Genomic DNA, 17,651 nt, shown 5'->3' with positions numbered 1-17,651 from the left:
CCCTATAGGGGTTTTTACGCAAATCTCAGGTTGAACGAACATAGAAACATTTTCTTTAATTTTTATATTTCTTCACCCAAAAAAAGTCTGTTGACCTTCCTAGTTTGTCAACAGACTCAGACATGTGGCGACATTTTAATCCGTTTCCAACCCTTGCTTAAAATCATTCATGCATTGATCACAAAGACCGAGGAGAATTTCATCATTTTCTTCTTCACCCGGGAACTGTTCTTCTGCACCACACACTTCACAAATTTTCATGCTCACCCTCCACTTGAAACCCAGTATTAATTACAGCTTGTTTGAAATCATGCAATGAGGCCGATTTCTCGTTAAAAGAGAGAACGGCTTCCCCTCTTGAAAGGTCAATATCGACTTGGCGAACCCCCCACACATCCTGAAGACCTGCCAACACTTTTTCAAGATCTTCTTTGTTTTTCATTCCCTTGATCTTTATTGTTTCTTTTTTCATCGACAACCTCCTTTTGGTGAGTTTGGCCTGAATCATTTCTCAATGATTCGCCCACCCCCTGCAACAAAGCCATCATCGAAGCGATTGAAATCCGAACGTCTGGATCACGAATGTACTTGGCCAAATCCCATAAACTCGGTATTTTCCCATTCAAGTTTTTCTGTTTAGCTGATTCCAGGCCGCGGAAAAGTCCATTCAATAACCTTTGCAACTGTTCCGGTTGGATTTTACCAAGCAACTCCATCAGTGTGATGGCGTTTTTCAGGATATGGTGCATCTTGGGTTGATTAAGCTGTTCAACTACAATCAAACCCACTTCATGCCGTTGCTCAAGCAAGGCTTTAACCGCCGCTAAAATCCCCATCTCCTGCAGGTAACGGGCAATTTCCAACATGTCAATGATGGCTTCCCTGCTGTCAGCTAATGACTCAATGATCTTCATCAAAGCCTGAGACTGTAATTCCTCTGGTGTCGGTTCCACTGGTTTAATTTCACGAATTGGTTTTGCCATGGGACTGCCCCCCTTTGAACAGTTCGGCGATCGGCACAAAATCAGGTCGGTTCCACTTCTCCTCTACCCTTACGCCAATTTGGGGTTGTCTGTTCCCAAATCGATGGTTCACCTTGGGAAGGGGAGATTGTCCTTCTGCCTCAATAACCTCCAATTTTACTCCCATTTCCTTATAATTGGGTGTATGTGTATATTTGTCGAAATAACTACTCGTTAAACGGTTGACTGCTTTGTTTTCATCTCTCGTGTTCATGGTTAAATAGATCTCGTTCTTCGCTACATTATTTGTCACCAGCGCCCGGACTTCCACTTCCCCATAAGGCGACGTTAATCGGACGAGTGATCCATCCTTTATCCCTCGTTCTTTGGCTAACTCCGGGGAAATTTCAACCCATGGGTTTGGTACTTTGTGCGTGATTCCTTTTGAACGGTAGGTCATGTTTCCTTCATGAAAATGTTCAAGCAACCGTCCATTGTTTAAATGAACATTATATTCGGTTCCAGGTTCAAATGGTGAAGTCCAATCAACGGGATACAGCCGGGCCTTTCCGTCCGGAAATCCAAAGCGCTCCGTAAACAAAAGCGGCGTATCCGTTCCGTCTGGCCGTACGGGCCAAAGTTGACTGTTCCAACCTTCTAAGCGTTCGTAAGAAACACCCGCAAATATGGGAGCCAGACTTGCGGCTTCCTCCATAATTTCACTTGGGTGTTGATAGTTCCAACCGGCACCGAGTTTATTGGCGACCATCTGGATAATTTCCCAATCCGGTCTGGACTCGCCCAAAGGATCCAAAACACGGTACAGCCGTTGTATTCTCCGTTCAGTATTGGTGAAGGTCCCCTCTTTCTCTAAACTGGGGGATGCAGGTAAAACGACATCCGCATATTGGGCGGTTCGAGAAAAAAAGATATCCTGCACCACAAAAAATTCAAGCTTCTCAAAAGATGCCTCCACATGATTGGAGTTGGAATCAACAAGCGCCATATCTTCTCCAAACAAGTACATCGCCTTAATTTTTCCTTTATTTATCCCCTCTACCATCTGATGGTTATTGAAACCCGGTTTTTTGGGCAAAGTCACTCCCCATGCCTTTTCATAACGGGCTCTGACCTCATCATGTTCTACAGGTTCGTAACCGGGGAACCAAGCCGGCATTGTACCAAAGTCACAAGCTCCTTGCACATTATTATGGCCGCGCAGGGGATAAGCGCCCGTTCCCGGTCTACCGTAATTCCCCGTTACAAGGAGAAGGTTCGAAATCGCGGTACTCGTATCCGTTCCGCCCAGATGCTGAGTTACTCCCATCGCCCAACATATGCACATAGATTTGGCCTCATGGATCATTGTAGCCAGTTGGACAATTTCTTTTTGTGTGATTCCGGTTTTTTCTTCGGCGTAAGATAATGTGAATTTCTCGAGTGATTTTACGTATTTTTCAAATCCATTGACTCGTTGTTGGATGAAGGACTTATCATACCAATCCTGATCGATGATATATTTGGTAATCGCCGATAACAGGATCAAATCCGTACCGGGGTTGGGATGCAGATACAAATCGGCTCGTTCGGCTAATTCATGTTTTCTCAAATCAATAACAGCCAACTTTTTCCCATGAAGCTTATGGGCCCGTTTAATGCGCGTCGCCAAAACAGGATGGGATTCTGCAGCATTAGCCCCCACAATCAAGACCAAATCAGCTTTTTGTAGATCTTCAATCGTTCCGGTATCGCCCCCAATACCTACCGTCCTCATTAACCCCATCGTAGCCGGTGATTGACAATAACGGGAACAATTGTCCACATTATTTGTTCCAAAGACAGCCCGAGCCAGTTTTTGGAACAGGTAATTTTCTTCATTTGTGCACTTGGATGAGGCAATAAAACCGATCGAGTCTGCACCATATTTATCTTTAATTCCTTGCAATCTCGTCGCGACTAAGTTCAACGCCTCTTCCCACGTAGCTTCGACAAACGCATCTCCTTTACGAATCAAGGGCTTTGTCAGTCTATCTTCGCTATTGACGAAATCCCATCCGAATTTTCCTTTGACGCAGGTGGAAATGTTGTTTACGGGTGCATCCGCTTGAGGTTCAACTTTCAGAATTTGGCGGCCTTTTGTCCAAATCTCAAAGCTGCATCCCACCCCACAATAGGTACAAACCGTTTTAGTTTTCTTGATGCGCGATTTGCGCATGGACGCTTCGATCTCCGAAATAGCAAAGATTTCTTTATATCCCGGCTCCACTTCTTTTGTAATATCAATCATCGGTTCGAGTATATCCTTAGGAATTCCAGTAAGATAACCAGCTTCGCCCAGCATCGACTTTTCCATCAAAGCGTTGCAGGGACAAACAGTTACGCAATGGCCACACGACACGCACGAGGATTGGTCAATAGGTACATCATTATCCCAGATAACGCGAGGCACATCCCGATTCCAGTCAATGGTAAGTGTTTCATTTACTTGAAGATCCTGACAAGCTTCCACACAACGACCACATAAAATACATTGATCCGGTTCATAACGGTAAAAAGGATGGGAATTGTCAGGGGGGTAGGGCTTTGCTTCAAACTTATATTTCTGGTGCTCGATCTCCAATAATTCCGCTGTGTTATGTACGACACAATTACCGTTATTGTTGTCGCAAACGGTGCAATAAAGTTCGTGATTTTTCAAGATGCGACTCATTGCTTCATACTGTGCTTCCTTTACCCACTTAGAACAGGTATCCACTCTCATCCCTTCGGTCACGGGCGTCGTACAAGCCCGTACCAATTGCCCATTTACCTCTACATGACATGTATCGCACGTTTGAATAGAACCTAACGCCGGATGGTAACAAATACTTGGGATCGTATACTGTTGAGCGGTAGCCGCATCTAAAATAGTTTGGCCAGGCTCCGCTTGAAATTCCCGATCATTTATATAAAAGGTTACTGATTTTTTACTGTTTTGTTCGTTCATTAATTATAACCTCTTCTTTCCTTAAAAATTACTTATGTAAAATGTATAAATAATGATTTTTGGTATTAATTTCCCCCAGATCATTAAGAAGTATACTCTCAGTCCTTTACCCACGTTTCCCGAGAGACAATTGGCACATGATGATTTGTAAATACCAGCCATTTCTCTCTAGGGTTGCGGATTTGTTTCTTACACCCGCCGATCTTGATTTGATATATTGATTTAAGATAAAGTCCCCACAATAAATGGAGTTTTGAATCAAGCGTAGCTCATTTGCTACTTCTTTCTTACCCTTGGTTTAATGCTGGTGATCCGCTCCCACCCGTCCTTTGTGTACCAGTTGAAGATCTGCCGACGACCTAGGCTTCATCTTCATTGATTTGCAACCCGTCTACCTGGTCAAACGTTGCACTGAGGGCATTAATCCAGGCAGCCCTTTTCTCCACACAAAAAACCCCTGCCTTCTTTGTAAATGCGGCAGGGTCACATGCAGACTATATCTTTAATTCGCCCAATCTTACCAACTCCACTACGGCTTGGGACCGTCCTTTCACATTCAACTTTTGCATGACGTTACTGATGCGTACCTTTTGCAAACTTTGGGACAGCTTTTTGTCGACTGTTTTTCTAGTCTAGTCTGGATATAACCTTCTTTTCAGGGGTTCGAATCCCTACATCAGCACCAGAAGGGTTTGGACGAATTTTTGTCGGCAGGCTCTCGACAGTTTGTTACCTTACCACCGTGTCTAGGATACTACTGGTGGAACGTAGGCTTCATCGCAATGTGAAGCGGTTATTCAAGCGACTTTCACGTCACACAGATGGAGCATCGACCGATTTTGCCGCCATCTGCCTAGGGCGTGTCTGGTGAATATTCTAAGATTCCATTCTAAAATGAAAATTAACATAACATTTCGTAAGGGGACATCTATGATGAGACGGCGATACGAAATTACGGATGAAGCTTGGGAAAAGATTGCTCCATTGTTACCCTCAAACGGTAAGCGTGGATCTTGTATCAGCATCCAGCTGTCATGGAAGCAGCCGTTTTCGGCGTTCCCCATGACAAGTGGGGAGAGGTGGGCAAAACCTTCGTTGTACTGAAAGAGGGTTGCCGGGCGACTGAAGAGGAACTAATTGAATTTTGCCGTCAACATCTTGCCTCCTACAAATGCCCCCAGTCAGTGAAGTTTGTCGATAGCCTGCCAAAAAGTGCCGTTGGTAAAGTGGTTCGGCGGGTGCTGAGGGAGCCGTACTGGGAGGGCAAGGAACGGAAAATTTGATAAGAAACGAAGAGGAGGGAAAAGATGAACGCCTTTGATCGTTTGGCTGTCATAGGGTAGTACCAGCAAACATGCCATTACCCCAAAGTAGATTTTAAATTTAAATATTTTGATATTTATGAAAAATATGTGTTAAAAGCGTGAATTTTTTCTATTAACCTCTCTATGTCGTCATGTCAATGTTCCACCCATTCAGTCTAACTGATGTAGAAATAAAAAAAGGCTTAGTTCCTTTACATTGGAACCAGCCTTTTTTGTCTAATTCGGGTAAATTCAAATCAAACTAATCATTTCTTCTCTCTTGATCTTCTTGTCACTGCCTGCTGGATAGTTTGCAAGGAGATATTCTTTTAACCGTTCCACCCATTCTTCTTGGTATCCGTCCACTTTCCTTATTCTCTCCATGAACTCGCCCTGAGTAAATTCATCATTTATAGGTTCAAATTCTTGCGGGCATTTATGTTCCCTATTATCAAATATATATGCTTGTTTTATTGTAAAAAAAACTGCATAAAATACACACCAATAGACTAATTCCGCTTGTAAATCGCCTGGGAAAGGGTCATATTCAAGAGAAATAACGTAAAAGCCCTCATCTTCATCACCTAAACTCATATACATGTCAGATCCAGTATACTTCTTCTCTTCTACCCATTCCCAACACAAATCAATTGTTTCTCTTACTACAGGATAACAATCATAATTAGTTAATTTATCTAATATTTTTTCCGATAATGTTAAATAATAAGCAGCTTTCGCATCAGCAGTTACATGCTCATACCATTCCACAATCTATAACCTCCTATTTAATCAGGGTATTTATATTGTTTACCATTTTTCACCATAAAGAAATGTTTTTTCGTAATTTTTGCTCCCTCTTCTATCTCGCTTGATACAATTATTTCAAGATTTGGGTACCGCTTACTTAATTGATATAATATCCCTTTATTTGTATTAGGGTTTCTTCCGAGTCCTGACTTACATGCTGGACAGACACCATCTGAGTTTGATTGATGAATATATAGTTTTCCTTTTACATCTTGAGGATTTGGATATAAAGCATCAACTTTTTCAACAAATTTATTGATAACCATTTCTTCAGCATGTCTATCATATGGAGGGTTGAATGGTGCTTTAATCGGTCTATTTGGCATTTCCTCATCTAAAGGCTTTAATCCTGCTTCTGGTGGTGCTTCTTTTATAACTCTTGGAGATGCACCTTCAAATACTATACCTTCTAAACCTTTGACATCTGTTCTACCAACAGCTATCGTATCTATATCAGTACCTACTTTTTCTCTGAGATTTTTTAAATCATTTTCTAAAAGTCCTGTGTTAATGCATGGCGTCGCTACTGCAAAATAACCCCGTACCTGGTTAAGTGCAACGCAATTGGTCGTGCTTTTGAAGAGATTTTTTACAATCGGCGTTTTGGTGAGAAGTGGTTCCAGTGAAGATGCTGCCTTGTTGATGGCCGGTTCAGCGAAATGGACAAGGCTAACCATTCCTGCGCCAAAGATCCCAGAGAAGATCATGATTTTCCAGTTGATCTTTCGACCGTGCAGGAGGTCGTCGGCAACACTGGTTCCCGCTCCTTCAATTGAACCGATAAATCCGGATCGGGTGAAGATTTTTTGCAGCGGTCCGGGCAGTTTCCCGATCAGTTTGCTTCCTCCGCGGAGAAGCGGTCCAAGAAATCTGGATTCGGCCAGTCCTGTCAGCAGCTTCTGCCCAACTCCGGTGGCCAGGGCTCTTGAGGCTCCGCCGGCAATGCCCGCCCCGCACAGGCCAAGCAATCCGCCAATGGCCGCATCCAGGAAGGTGTTTTTATCGATTCTCCCGCCATTCAGGGCGACGCTGATCAAGAACGACGAGGCCGCACCAATTAATACGGAGGCTCCCAGCGGAGGGGCGACAAAACATAACACCACCCCGACTATCACCACAGCAGCCATGCGATGTACTCTTTATATTTTACGATCCAATTCCATGCGGCGGACAACCCATCTACGACAACTTTGGCGATTTTGTCACATACATTACAGATCCAGTCCCATGCTTCGGAACAAACTTCCTTTGTTTTATTCCAGGCACTGGAGACGGTTCCTTTGTCCAATTCCATGCTTTCGTAAGCCAATTTCCATCTCCATCCTCTTTTTCTTTTTGGGAAGTTGAGGTGACTGGCGCTTCCTTCGCTGGAGCCGGACCTGGTTGAACCTTTTCAAAATGGTCATTTATATGGGGAACGTTAAAGCTGCTCCCACTCGCAAAAGCTTGGTCACTCCCCAAAATGCCTATCCCAATAAATGCGAAAAGAAAAATGATGATGAAGAGTTGAAAAACTTTACTTACACGAAAAGAAAAGAATCTTCTCAAATTCCTCTCCCCATTCGTTTATGTATTTGTTTATAGCAATATATTATGTCAAGCGGGAATTGATGGAAAGAGGAATTCCTTGCTTATAGCAAAACATCCTAATTCTTTTATAAATGATAACCTTCCTTGTTTTCCTTATTACATATCTTCCCAATATAAAAACCCCCGGAACACCGAGGGGTGGTGGAGCATAGCGGGCTCGAACCGCTGACCTCTACACTCCCATTGACATAGAGATATTAGAGTTAATAAACGCAAATAACTCTAGTTATAGGCTTTTTACTTACCTTTGAACTTAAAAAGATACGCTTCCGGCACTTTAAACCAATACGATTTAGGATGTTAAGGTTGAATTTTGATTCAATCCATAGGCTTTCTTACGACCATTTCAACCCTTCTCAAACGAATAAGCTATGTCAATCCTCCCATCCGGAGAAATCACCACTTCATCCAACAACGTCTGAAACACCTGCAATAGATCCTCATTCTCCTCTTCTAGCACTTCAAACGCTTGCCGAATGTTTTCCACCTTTTTATGGGTGTATTCTTTTTGCCCCAGAATTAATATCTCTTCCTCCAGTTGGTGAATTTGTTCCTCTAGCTCGTTTCTTTTCTCCTCAAACTCTTGTTTCCTAATTAGTTGATCCAAATACAGGTCCACCAGGCTTTTCTTTTTCTCTTCCCACTGTTGCAATTGCTTTTGAATGGCTTTGAACTGGTTTTCCCTTTCCTGTTCCACTTCGCTCACAAAGTTGAAAGCAATGGATTTTCCTTTTCCTTTCAAGCATTGAATAACAAACTCCCTTACATCTTCGTACAAAATCGGCCAATGGTTCACACAGCCATGCGTTCCGGATCGACGGTAATTGGAACATTTCAAATAGCGGTATTTCCGCTTGGAGCCATCGGACGTACAACGACCATATTGGACCTGCATTCACTGCACTTGCAGATTCCCAGCAAATCATTCCATGGGGTAATGTTGACCTTCTCACCATTCCTTTCTTTTGGATTGGCTTTTTCCCAGATTTCCCGGGAGACGATCGGCATATGATGATTTTTAAATACCAGCCATTTTTCTCTGGGGTTGCGGATTTGTTTCTTACGCCCACCGATCTTTTATTGTCCTTTGCATACCAGTCGAAGATCTGCCGTACGACCTAAGCTATCTCTTCATTGATCTTCAAAAATCCGTCCACCCGGTCAAACGTTGTACTGAAATCTTTAATCCAGTCGGCCTTTTTCCCCACATAAAAACCCCTGCCTTCTTGCAAATGCGGCAGGGTCACATGCAGACTATATCTTTAATTCGCCCAATCTTACCAACTCCACTACGGCTTGGGATCGTCCTTTCACATTTAACTTTTGCATGACGTTACTGATGCGTACCTTTTGAAAACTTTGGGACGAGTCCCCGGCACACCGAGGGTTTATTTTGGTGAGTCATACTGTGACCTGATAAAAAAGGCACAGGCTTTTTCCGCAACTTCATCACTCCAAAGCGGTGCTATGGAGCCATGAAAGAAGGCTCGTAAACATAAATATCGATGTCAAGACTACCGAGATATTGCTCAATTAACTTTTTCACTTCATCCCAATTTAGTCCACCTAAACCACACCCAAGAGCGGAAACAGCAACTGATTGGATATCTTTCGTTTCGATAATTCGTATAAGATCCTGTAGGCCTTGTTCAATGTACTCTAATTTAGACTTTTGACGCCAATGCCTTTTTGTGGGGAAGTTCAAAATCCATTTCTCTTGTTCAAAAACTGGGTAAACAATACCTGGCTTTAGTTTGCCAGCTTTACATGCTTGAACATATTGATTGAAATTAGAAGGGTATGATTTCTTGAACTGTAATGCTAATCCCTTCCCCATCACTCCAACACAATTAACGGGGTTTACAAGTGCCTCTGCATCTGACTCCAGTATGTTCCCTTTCACATAACGAATCATAATATCTCCCCTACTATCAAAAATAACATCAAAGACTCGGTTTTACACCGAGCCTTTTACAACCTTTTCATTCCAAATTTTTTCAAATTCAGCTTTCGTTATTTCTTTTGGGAAAAAGATCTCATAAGGATCTTGAGCAATCTCATCAAGGGGAGGTACCGGTACTTCTCCCAAACCAGTAGGGCCTACCTCAACATCATCGTAAGCATATCCAATGCTACCATCCTTAAATATCTCAATTTTCCTGACTTCATATCGCTCTTCGTCTAATTCGGAATATATTCTAACGGGTAAATCGTCATAGGTATGAATATGATCAACCATAATATATGTTCTTATTCCCTCTCTCATCATTTTGTAATATCCTCCGCCTCCTTTGACAATCTCTCAATGTATTTTTCCATAACTTTTCCGTAACTAACAATTCTATTCGATATATCTAGCGGAACTACATTCGGTATAACAAATACATTTTCTCGACCTTTTACTACTTTTAGACCTGTCACGTCGATTTCTATATAATGATCAAACTTTCTTCCTTGCCATGGTATCCTGATAAAAGCAGCAGATAATTGTCCAGGTCTTTTAGTACCAGGCTTAATATCAGATAAATATTGACCATCTCCGTATCTGGCGTCTTTAGGATTATTTGCTTTTAAGGATGGGTTCAACTTTTTAGATGATAATATTCCTTTGAGCCCTTCCTCATTAGTATAATGGTACAATGTTTTTATTTCATTTGCTTCTCCTTGATTTCCGGCTTGATTAGCCGCAGTTGTTTTACTTTCTTCTTTAACTATACTACCATTAATCTTACTACCCGCATTCCCTGTCCCACTACCACCGCCTGCATCCGGAGAATATAAGCAACTAACATCAGGGAACCGTACAGAAGCAAAATAACCCTGTGTCGGCTGCTGGTAAGAAACGCACTTTTCTAGCCGATTCGCTTTCGCCAGAATAGGTTCAGTATACTCTTTAAACGCGGTGGTCACTTTATTCACAACCGGCTCTATTTTCGGAACGATAAATACCCCTACCCCTAATAAGGCTGTACCGACTGCACCGGAAATCAGGGCTCGTTTCCAGTTGATCTTCCTTCCGTGCAAGATATCATCCACTATGCTGACGCCCGCATTTTCCACCCCGCTGATAAACCCTGCTTTACTGAACATTCGTTGGATCGGGCCCGGCATTTTGCTGATCAGCTTGCCTCCGTATTTTAAGCCGGAGCCGAAAACTCGTGATTCCACCAACCACGTCACCAACCTCCGGCCAACCCCGCTCTCCAATGCTCGAGAAACCCCTACAGCGATGCCATCTCCAATCGGGCCGAGCAATCCACCAATTGCCGCATCCATGAAGGTGTTTTTATCAATTCTCCCACCGTTCATCATGACACTAATAATAAAAGACAAGGCCACACCGGCCAGAATCTCTTCCCCCAAAGGCGGGACCAAACATAACGCGATCCCTACGATTACAACGGCTGTAAAAGCTACATATTCTTTGTATTTTACAATCCAGTCCCAAGCTGAAGATAACCCATCTACAACGACTTTTGTCATCTGATCACAGACATTACAAATCCAGTCCCATGCTTCGGAACAGACTTCCTTTGTTTTATTCCAAGCGCTAGAGACGGTTTCCTTCGTCGAATTCCATGCACTCTTCAAAGGTTTAGTCAGCCAATCCCAAGTTCCATGCTCTTTTTGGGGCTCCTGAGACAATGACGGTTCTTTCTCCGGTGCCGGGCCTTTTTGGACCTTTTCAAAGTGGTCATTCACTTGAGGAACATTAAAGCTACCCCCACTGGCTTGAACTTGACCGCTACCCAAAATGCCTACTCCAACAAAGGTTAAGAGAACGATGATCATGAATCGATAAAAATACTTATTCATATCCACCGTTACGGAAAATTCATGGTCCACTCTCCGTAACGGATTCACCCCTCTCTACCAGAAATGATTTGATATAGGAGCAAAAAAGACAGACTCGACCTTGAGTCAACTCTGTCCGGAAGGAATGTTTAAAACGTAAACACAGCTTTCTTTGAACAAGAACTCTTGGCTATGTACGATTTGTTGGCTTTGTTCACGTTTGCATGAAACTTTTGCTACCAAATTTCATCAGGATTGATTAGAATCCCGTGGCATCTTCAAACTCCTTTCCAATCAACTGATTGATATACTTCAAAATTATACGGAAATGTCCATTTCATTTTGTCATATGACTTGTTTTATTTTTGTATAAATAGGTAATATTTATGATCCAAAAAGAAGGACCATCAAGTAGTGCTCTCGTCCATCAAGATCCGCATAATAATCTGCTAATTGTTTAAGGGCCGTTAACCTCAAACCTTTACATAGATCAATGTATTTAGGCCCCGAGAATTCATAAGTGACACGATTCAGTACAACCATTCTGGGATGTGAAAAGAATGTTTGAAGACCATCTTTCATTTCCAAAGTCAAATCAATTATTTTCCCTACTGTTAACCCATCCTTCCTCATCATAAAATAAAAATTCATCCTCACCAAAACCGCAACTGATATCTTAAGGTTCATTTGCTGTAAAGGTAAGGATGATTATTTCACTGAGTTTATTCATTGTCCAGTTCAAATATTTCAGCACCATCAAGATAAGGACGTAGTGCTTTGGGGATATAGATTGATCCATCTGCTTGTTGATGATTTTCAAGAAGCGGGATTAGGATTCGTGGTGACGCAACCGCAGTATTGTTTAATGTGTAACAGAATTTTGATCTTCCGTTTTCGTCTTTATATTTAATTCCTGAGCGCCGAGCCTGAAAATCATAAAACGATGAACACGAGTGTGTCTCGCTATATTTCTTCCTGCTCTGCATCCATGTCTCAATATCATGCTTTTTAACCTGGCCTTGTCCCATATCGCCAGTGCAAACTTCTACTACTCGGTAAAGCAGTTCCAATAGCTTAAGAATCTCTTCGGCATTAGAAAGCAACTCATAATGAATTTGCTCAGATACGGCTGGATCTGCCGGAGCTGATTGCATTTATTGAAGAACATTGGTACTCCTTCTATTTCTCGCAAAAAATACAGGCTTTAAACTACTCTCACTATCCCCATCATAAATCTGCTTTTTTATCTGACTTAGGGAAAAGGGGCCCGCATTCCCCTTTCCCCAAATGATCCATAAAACAAAAACCCTGCTACTTCCTTGCAGCAGGGTAACTCTTCTCAGATCTTGAGCTCGCCCAATCTTACCAACTCCACCACGGCTTGGGACCGTCCTTTCACATTCAACTTTTGCATGACATTACTGATGCGTACCTTTTGCAAACTTTGGGACGAGCACTTGAGACTTAGTTACCTAAAAGTGTAAAAAGGCTCGTGAGAATGCCATCCTATTCTTCCCCCCTATTACGGCTATTTGCGGAGTCCAGTCGCTCTTCGGAAGGAAGGTTTCCTCGATAATCACAAACGCGTTTATCGACTGCTGGATATTACTCCTTCAATATAGCGACTCGGCAATCGCTCCCCGTCGAATCCGGCAAATGATCGCCGATAAGTGCTTAGGCTTTGTAGTTTTTGACAGGGTAAGACCACCCATTCGACTCATTTTCTTTGCAATGTCCAATAACCAAGGGGATTGTAAAAAAGATCATCCTTCTCATATTGATCACAAGCCTTCTCACCGATTTGATATATCGGCGTATCAGGACCGAGGCTAAATGTCTCACCAACTTTTAAACTTGGTTGTTCAATTAGTACGTAGAGCAAAAATTGATCCATTAACTGCCGATCCCACTGATCATAAATTAGAACATCTCTTTGACCAAATTGATGCATTCCGCATGAATAAAAATAATCTTTCTCTACGACTCCTTTAACAAAAGCATAGTAGAGTGAAACAATATCTAAATCTTGACATAGTTTTTTCCAGTCTTCTTTTGAAAGTGCAAGGCCAGCCGTTTCTACTTTGATGGCTAGACCACCTGCATTAAGAACCTTTGTAGCCAAACGCATCAAGTTTTTTAGTTCCATTACATTGCTGTATTGATGAATAACCTAGAGAGTAAAAGTATGTGTTGCGACTTTATCAAGTACTGTTTTATTAATGTTTCTATAGCGCTCCCTTTTAAAATGTGTTACCGCCGGTCTATAATTGACCCAGGATCGCCGAAAAAGAATTGACCCACTCCCCGTCGAATAAATCCCCTTCGAATAATACCGCCAAATTTCTTCGGAGGGGGATCTATGTTAGGGAGTGGGACTGTGATTAAATTACACGAATTGAAGGCGATTGGCAAGAGTATTCGGGCTATTTCGAGAGAAACTGGACATGCCCGCAATACCGTTCGACGGTATCTTCGCACTCAGGGGCTTCCGGAGCGGAAGCCCCGCTCTAAGCGGCCATCCAAACTGGATCCCTTCGAGAGGGTTCCCAACGGGGCGGTGACCATCTACACCTATGACGCCGCCGACCAAGTCCTTTCCAGCAACGCGCCTGGAAATGGGGATACCATAGCGCATACACTAAAATGGAGTGTAACCCGAAAGGAATTAAATGCCATCTCCGTTGGTACCTTTTTTTACCTGCTCCAGACGTTGGCCCCATGGCGAGTAGAGGTAGGACTTCTGGATTTGTCCCGCGCTTTTGCCTCAAGCCTACTTTCTCCTCTTTCCTTCTGTCGTTTCTTACCCCTGTTGGATCCATTCACTTCACACGTAATCTCACCACGGGAAACCCATCTCAATTAAGCCAAAAGATCTCCCCAAAATATAACCTCATCCCTCGGACATAGAAAAACCCCTTATTAGACGCATTTCAACGTCTGAGCATAAGGAGCCGACCACTTCATTCCATTCAAAATACGCTTAAAACAGCAATTTCACGCTATTTCTACGTGTGTTATCGCATGATCTGATCCCAATCTTACTTGAAAGCCTGTGAATCAAGGTTAAACTATTTTCTTATTCCCATTCTTGATCTTTTGTAAGTTCACCCGTTTCAAAAAAGTGTTTAACTGCTTTAATCATGTCATGATATTCAACAAGATATTTTTTAGGTAACTCAAAACCTACTCTCTGAACTGTGATTTGTAAGTATTCTTCATCCGACTTTGATACCAAGGGATTTACTAAATTTGCGTCAGCTCCTTCACAATCCATAGAAAATACATGATATAATTTTTTTCCTTTTATCCTATTCCCCCCAGTAATTGTAAAATGGCCATTTTTACTTGATACTAATAGTATGTTGTCAAGAGTATCATACCCGTCCATTTGATTTAGAGCCGATTTTATTTGATCCCAAGTTGGATTTAGTACCACTTCTTTCCCCTCATGTTTTAAAATTTCTAATCGCCATTTACTCACCTTGACTTCTCCTTTACCACGATTTTCTTTTGAAATTTGGATCAGGTTCTATAATTCGTCTTCCTTCTGGTGTTACTACTATTAACTCATCCAATCCAACTTCCTCAACTAAATTCTGTACACCTTTGCTTATATCACAATAGTTACATAAAGGTCGATCAACGTAAAGAGTAGCTTTTCCACCAATAATTTTATGCTCTTTTCGATATAAGTACAAATGCCAGAAAACATCACCTTCTGCATGAGTCATTGTAGCATCATTTGTTGCTTTGAATCTTTCACCTTCTTTTGCTATTTCCACTCTTTCATTATATTTCTTTCCTGTCCTTCCAGGTCTACCTTCGAACCATTCCTTTTTAACTGAATTAAATCCTCCTTCTACATCTTCCCCCCAACTACTTCTCCCCCAAATTTGTACTCCATCCGATTCAAGAACAGCAACAGTTGATTCACTTGATAATATTTTCTTCTTCACTAATACTTGTTCTTCAGCGGTAGTAAGAAGCCCCAGTTCTTTTCTTACTTTTGCTACATAGTTTAAATCAACTTTACCAGTTGCAGGTCTATATTTTGGTATATTATTTACTTCTACAATTTGCCCTTGTTTTATTTTAGCGCCATTCTTTGTAACATAATACCGCCCACTTATCCTTTTTCCATTTTTTGCCAGAAAGAATTTTCCTCTGGGTTGTTTTTCAATTGATATCAAGGAATCAGTTGTATTGTCAGTAGCAAACTTCTGTAACCACTGGCCGAATGAGGTATCGCCTATTGTCTTTGGAGCAGAAGCAGTTCCATCCTCAAATACCTGCATGACAGGCGAGAGGCTAAAGCTATTAATTTTGGTGATGAGACCATCCAAATGGCTGCTGATGTACTTGCCGCCAAAGCTGAGGAAGAAACCGAACGCAGCGGCCACCATTGCCTTTTTCAGATTGACTTTACCCGTTTTTAGGTAATCCGTTATACTTTGGTCTGCTCCCCCCATTACGGCGCCACCGAACATTTTAGGAAAAGCCCGGCCGAGCCAAGGGATTCTTGAACCAATCCAAGCCACAACCCCCGTTTCTCCAATCAGGAATTCTGCAAAAAAACCGGCCAGTCCCGAGATTCCTCCGGCAATTCCCCCAATGATGATGTCACGAAGCATCTCATCGCTCAACCATCCGCTTCCCGAGAGCCACGAGATGAGTGCACTCACAATTTCACCGACCAAAGCTCCGACGCCGACCAGCACGGCAAGTCCAACTTCAAAAACGAATCCAACGATGGCCACGATAATACCAATAATGCTTAAAATCGCAATGGTAATTCCCTTATGTTCCATCATCCAGTCCCAGATGGCAGAAAGAGTATCCACCACGACTTCGGTAATCTTCGCTATTACATTATCAATCCAGTTCCATATGGTGGAGGCTGTTTCCTTGGTCTATTCCCAGGCCTCTGAGGCTTTTTCCTTCGTCCAATTCCAGGCACTCTTCAAAGGTTTCGTCAGCCAATCCCACGATCCGTGATCTTTTTGAGGAGCCTGCGTCAATGAAGGCTCTTTCGTCGGTGCCGGTCCTTGTTGAACCTTTTCAAAATGGTCATTGACATGGGGAACGTTAAAGCTGCTTCCACTCGCAAAAGCTTGGTCACTCCCCAAAATCCCTATCCCAATAAATGCGAAGAGAAAAATGATGATGAAGGGTTGAAAAACTTTACTTACACGAAAAGAAAAGAATCTTCTCAAATGCCTCTCCCCATTCGTTTATGTATTTGTGTATAGCAATATATTATGTCAATCGGGAAATGATGGAAAGAATGATTCTTTGCTTATCACAAAAAGTTCTAATTTCTTAGCAATAATAATATTTATTACATATCTCCCCAACAAGAGCCACTTACATTCAGTTTGACTTAACCTCAAAAAAATTTTATTGTCCGAATAATATAGTTGTATTTTGTTATAGGAGGTTAGTACATAGTGTTGGATAATAGGAAAAGAATATAACAGAAGGACACTTCATGAACTTTATGGCGGCCAAGTTGATATTCAACCGCTCCCACCGTTGACGGAAAACCCGTAATAACGGGAGAGTTTATCTTGTGGTCCGGAATAATAACTAAAAAAGCTGGATATTTGACTGTTTCATCCTCAGCCAAGAGTAGAGAACGCCATCTTTGATAACTACCTTTTCCATAATCAATGACTTAATATGACTATTCCAACGAATAAGGAGATTCTTTCTTTTTCCTATATAAACAGGAACATAAGCCCGATCCAATTCTATAAGCAAAATATAGATGGTGTTATTGAACACTTCATAATTGGTAACTTTATTTTTTATTTTCATTTGAATAGCATTGGCGTCTAGATTTTCTCCTTTTTTAAACAAAGGAATAGAATAAGAATGAAAATACAGATTTAACCATTTGTTGAATAAAAAACGTTTTCGATCAGACTCTGCTCTTTCATTCACTCAATACCCTTCTCTCTTATAAAAACTGAGTTGTTCCCCTATTCCCAATCCCTGAAGCGGAATAGAGACGAGTGTTTTATCCCGAAAGTAATTGACTAGGAATCTTCTATATTCACTGCCTGCGTGAAAGGCAATCAATTGAATCCTGCTCCAATCCCAAGCGTTTGTCAACGCCGGGATTAAATTGACCCACTTCAGCCGGTTTAAAATTGACCCACCCCGGTGCCTCATTTAGCCTTTGAAGGTTCCCCGTAAACTCCACTC

General features: G+C 42.0%; 19 protein-coding genes and 5 pseudogenes. 2 read left to right on the top strand and 22 right to left on the bottom strand.

Going from position 1 to position 17,651, the window contains the following annotated elements:
- Window positions 1-135: 135 nt before the first annotated feature.
- The 6 genes and pseudogenes from I8U19_RS17530 to I8U19_RS17790 form a co-directional block, all read right to left on the bottom strand.
- The gene (locus I8U19_RS17530; RefSeq protein WP_255517870.1) at window positions 136-261 is read right to left on the bottom strand and encodes a hypothetical protein; all 126 of its coding nucleotides are present in this window, start codon (window positions 259-261) and stop codon (window positions 136-138) included.
- A complete protein-coding gene (locus I8U19_RS16230; protein WP_198056505.1) occupies window positions 248-472 on the bottom strand; it encodes a heavy-metal-associated domain-containing protein in 225 nt (74 codons plus the stop codon). Before I8U19_RS16230 ends, I8U19_RS17530 begins: the two co-directional genes overlap by 14 nt.
- Window positions 420-983: a helical membrane plugin domain-containing protein gene (locus I8U19_RS16225; RefSeq protein WP_198056504.1), complete on the bottom strand. Its 564-nt coding sequence runs from the start codon at window positions 981-983 to the stop codon at window positions 420-422. Before I8U19_RS16225 ends, I8U19_RS16230 begins: the two co-directional genes overlap by 53 nt.
- Complete coding sequence (gene fdhF / locus I8U19_RS16220) at window positions 964-3,948, bottom strand: formate dehydrogenase subunit alpha (RefSeq protein WP_198056503.1); 2,985 nt, start codon at window positions 3,946-3,948, stop codon at window positions 964-966. Before fdhF ends, I8U19_RS16225 begins: the two co-directional genes overlap by 20 nt.
- Window positions 3,949-4,046: 98 nt before the next feature.
- Window positions 4,047-4,190, bottom strand: a complete 144-nt coding sequence (locus I8U19_RS16215) for a recombinase family protein (protein ID WP_232331165.1) — start codon at window positions 4,188-4,190, stop codon at window positions 4,047-4,049.
- A 252-nt stretch (window positions 4,191-4,442) separates the two neighbouring features.
- Window positions 4,443-4,535 (bottom strand): annotated as a pseudogene (locus tag I8U19_RS17790) (helix-turn-helix domain-containing protein); the annotation flags it as partial.
- 426 nt (window positions 4,536-4,961) lie between these two features.
- Here I8U19_RS17790 and I8U19_RS16210 point away from each other — a divergent pair.
- Window positions 4,962-5,231, top strand: a complete 270-nt coding sequence (locus I8U19_RS16210) for an AMP-binding enzyme (RefSeq protein WP_232337304.1) — start codon at window positions 4,962-4,964, stop codon at window positions 5,229-5,231.
- 273 nt (window positions 5,232-5,504) lie between these two features.
- On the opposite strand, the gene I8U19_RS16205 is transcribed toward I8U19_RS16210, so the two are convergent.
- From I8U19_RS16205 to I8U19_RS16155, 12 genes and pseudogenes are all read right to left on the bottom strand, one after another.
- Window positions 5,505-6,020 carry an Imm6 family immunity protein gene (locus I8U19_RS16205; RefSeq protein WP_198056502.1) on the bottom strand — a complete coding sequence of 172 codons (516 nt, stop codon included), beginning with the start codon at window positions 6,018-6,020 and terminating at the stop codon, window positions 5,505-5,507.
- Window positions 6,021-6,037: 17 nt separating this feature from the next.
- Entirely contained in the window at window positions 6,038-7,186 is a 1,149-nt protein-coding gene (locus I8U19_RS16200) for a hypothetical protein (protein WP_198056501.1), read from the bottom strand.
- Window positions 7,171-7,368 (bottom strand): hypothetical protein, encoded by a 198-nt coding sequence (locus tag I8U19_RS16195; RefSeq protein ID WP_198056500.1) that lies wholly within the window; start codon window positions 7,366-7,368, stop codon window positions 7,171-7,173. The genes I8U19_RS16200 and I8U19_RS16195 overlap by 16 nt, the downstream gene beginning before the upstream one ends.
- A gap of 627 nt (window positions 7,369-7,995) precedes the next feature.
- Window positions 7,996-8,544: a recombinase zinc ribbon domain-containing protein gene (locus I8U19_RS16190; RefSeq protein WP_198056499.1), complete on the bottom strand. Its 549-nt coding sequence runs from the start codon at window positions 8,542-8,544 to the stop codon at window positions 7,996-7,998.
- Window positions 8,484-8,702 carry a recombinase family protein gene (locus tag I8U19_RS17785; protein WP_370589808.1) on the bottom strand — a complete coding sequence of 73 codons (219 nt, stop codon included), beginning with the start codon at window positions 8,700-8,702 and terminating at the stop codon, window positions 8,484-8,486. The genes I8U19_RS16190 and I8U19_RS17785 overlap by 61 nt, the downstream gene beginning before the upstream one ends.
- Before the next feature lie 201 nt (window positions 8,703-8,903).
- A pseudogene (locus tag I8U19_RS17780) lies at window positions 8,904-8,993 on the bottom strand (helix-turn-helix domain-containing protein); the annotation flags it as partial.
- 121 nt (window positions 8,994-9,114) lie between these two features.
- The gene (locus tag I8U19_RS16180; RefSeq protein ID WP_198056498.1) at window positions 9,115-9,564 is read right to left on the bottom strand and encodes a macro domain-containing protein; all 450 of its coding nucleotides are present in this window, start codon (window positions 9,562-9,564) and stop codon (window positions 9,115-9,117) included.
- Between the two features lie 42 nt (window positions 9,565-9,606).
- Complete coding sequence (locus I8U19_RS16175; RefSeq protein ID WP_198056497.1) at window positions 9,607-9,915, bottom strand: DUF6881 domain-containing protein; 309 nt, start codon at window positions 9,913-9,915, stop codon at window positions 9,607-9,609.
- Window positions 9,915-11,495 carry an HYD1 signature containing ADP-ribosyltransferase family protein gene (locus I8U19_RS17775; RefSeq protein ID WP_198056496.1) on the bottom strand — a complete coding sequence of 527 codons (1,581 nt, stop codon included), beginning with the start codon at window positions 11,493-11,495 and terminating at the stop codon, window positions 9,915-9,917. The genes I8U19_RS16175 and I8U19_RS17775 overlap by 1 nt, the downstream gene beginning before the upstream one ends.
- 671 nt (window positions 11,496-12,166) lie before the next feature.
- Window positions 12,167-12,568 (bottom strand): annotated as a pseudogene (locus I8U19_RS16165) (aminoacyl--tRNA ligase-related protein); the annotation flags it as partial.
- Window positions 12,569-12,783: 215 nt separating this feature from the next.
- Window positions 12,784-12,873 (bottom strand): annotated as a pseudogene (locus I8U19_RS16160) (helix-turn-helix domain-containing protein); the annotation flags it as partial.
- Window positions 12,874-13,161: 288 nt separating this feature from the next.
- Window positions 13,162-13,575, bottom strand: coding sequence for a hypothetical protein (locus I8U19_RS16155; protein ID WP_198056494.1), 414 nt, complete (start codon window positions 13,573-13,575; stop codon window positions 13,162-13,164).
- Window positions 13,576-13,803: 228 nt separating this feature from the next.
- On the opposite strand from I8U19_RS16155, the pseudogene I8U19_RS16150 reads away from it, so the two are divergent.
- Window positions 13,804-13,983: pseudogene (locus I8U19_RS16150) on the top strand (IS21 family transposase); the annotation flags it as partial.
- Window positions 13,984-14,520: 537 nt separating this feature from the next.
- Here the strand turns inward: I8U19_RS16150 and I8U19_RS16145 are convergent.
- From I8U19_RS16145 to I8U19_RS17770, 4 genes are all read right to left on the bottom strand, one after another.
- The gene (locus I8U19_RS16145; RefSeq protein ID WP_198056493.1) at window positions 14,521-14,925 is read right to left on the bottom strand and encodes a hypothetical protein; all 405 of its coding nucleotides are present in this window, start codon (window positions 14,923-14,925) and stop codon (window positions 14,521-14,523) included.
- A gap of 13 nt (window positions 14,926-14,938) precedes the next feature.
- A complete protein-coding gene (locus I8U19_RS16140) occupies window positions 14,939-16,288 on the bottom strand; it encodes a deaminase (protein WP_198056492.1) in 1,350 nt (449 codons plus the stop codon).
- 742 nt (window positions 16,289-17,030) lie between these two features.
- Window positions 17,031-17,387, bottom strand: coding sequence for a hypothetical protein (locus tag I8U19_RS16135; protein WP_198056491.1), 357 nt, complete (start codon window positions 17,385-17,387; stop codon window positions 17,031-17,033).
- Entirely contained in the window at window positions 17,388-17,618 is a 231-nt protein-coding gene (locus tag I8U19_RS17770) for a DUF6884 domain-containing protein (protein ID WP_370589805.1), read from the bottom strand.
- Window positions 17,619-17,651 lie beyond the last annotated feature (33 nt).

Source organism: Thermoactinomyces sp. CICC 10523 (assembly GCF_016055105.1).
GTDB lineage: Bacteria > Bacillota > Bacilli > Thermoactinomycetales > Thermoactinomycetaceae > Thermoactinomyces_A > Thermoactinomyces_A daqus.
The sequence above is the reverse complement of the archived record's forward strand: the minus strand, read 5'-3'. Positions and strand labels throughout refer to the sequence as shown.

Coding starts and splice junctions, on each gene's coding strand:
- I8U19_RS17770 (WP_370589805.1), bottom strand. CDS start 17,618: ATGAGGCACCGGGGTGGGTCAATTTTAAACCGGCTGAAGTGGGTCAAT.
- I8U19_RS16230 (WP_198056505.1), bottom strand. CDS start 472: ATGAAAAAAGAAACAATAAAGATCAAGGGAATGAAAAACAAAGAAGAT.
- I8U19_RS17530 (WP_255517870.1), bottom strand. CDS start 261: ATGAAAATTTGTGAAGTGTGTGGTGCAGAAGAACAGTTCCCGGGTGAA.
- I8U19_RS16175 (WP_198056497.1), bottom strand. CDS start 9,915: ATGAGAGAGGGAATAAGAACATATATTATGGTTGATCATATTCATACC.
- I8U19_RS16200 (WP_198056501.1), bottom strand. CDS start 7,186: ATGGCTGCTGTGGTGATAGTCGGGGTGGTGTTATGTTTTGTCGCCCCT.
- I8U19_RS16225 (WP_198056504.1), bottom strand. CDS start 983: ATGGCAAAACCAATTCGTGAAATTAAACCAGTGGAACCGACACCAGAG.
- fdhF (WP_198056503.1), bottom strand. CDS start 3,948: ATGAACGAACAAAACAGTAAAAAATCAGTAACCTTTTATATAAATGAT.
- I8U19_RS16190 (WP_198056499.1), bottom strand. CDS start 8,544: ATGCAGGTCCAATATGGTCGTTGTACGTCCGATGGCTCCAAGCGGAAA.
- I8U19_RS16180 (WP_198056498.1), bottom strand. CDS start 9,564: ATGATTCGTTATGTGAAAGGGAACATACTGGAGTCAGATGCAGAGGCA.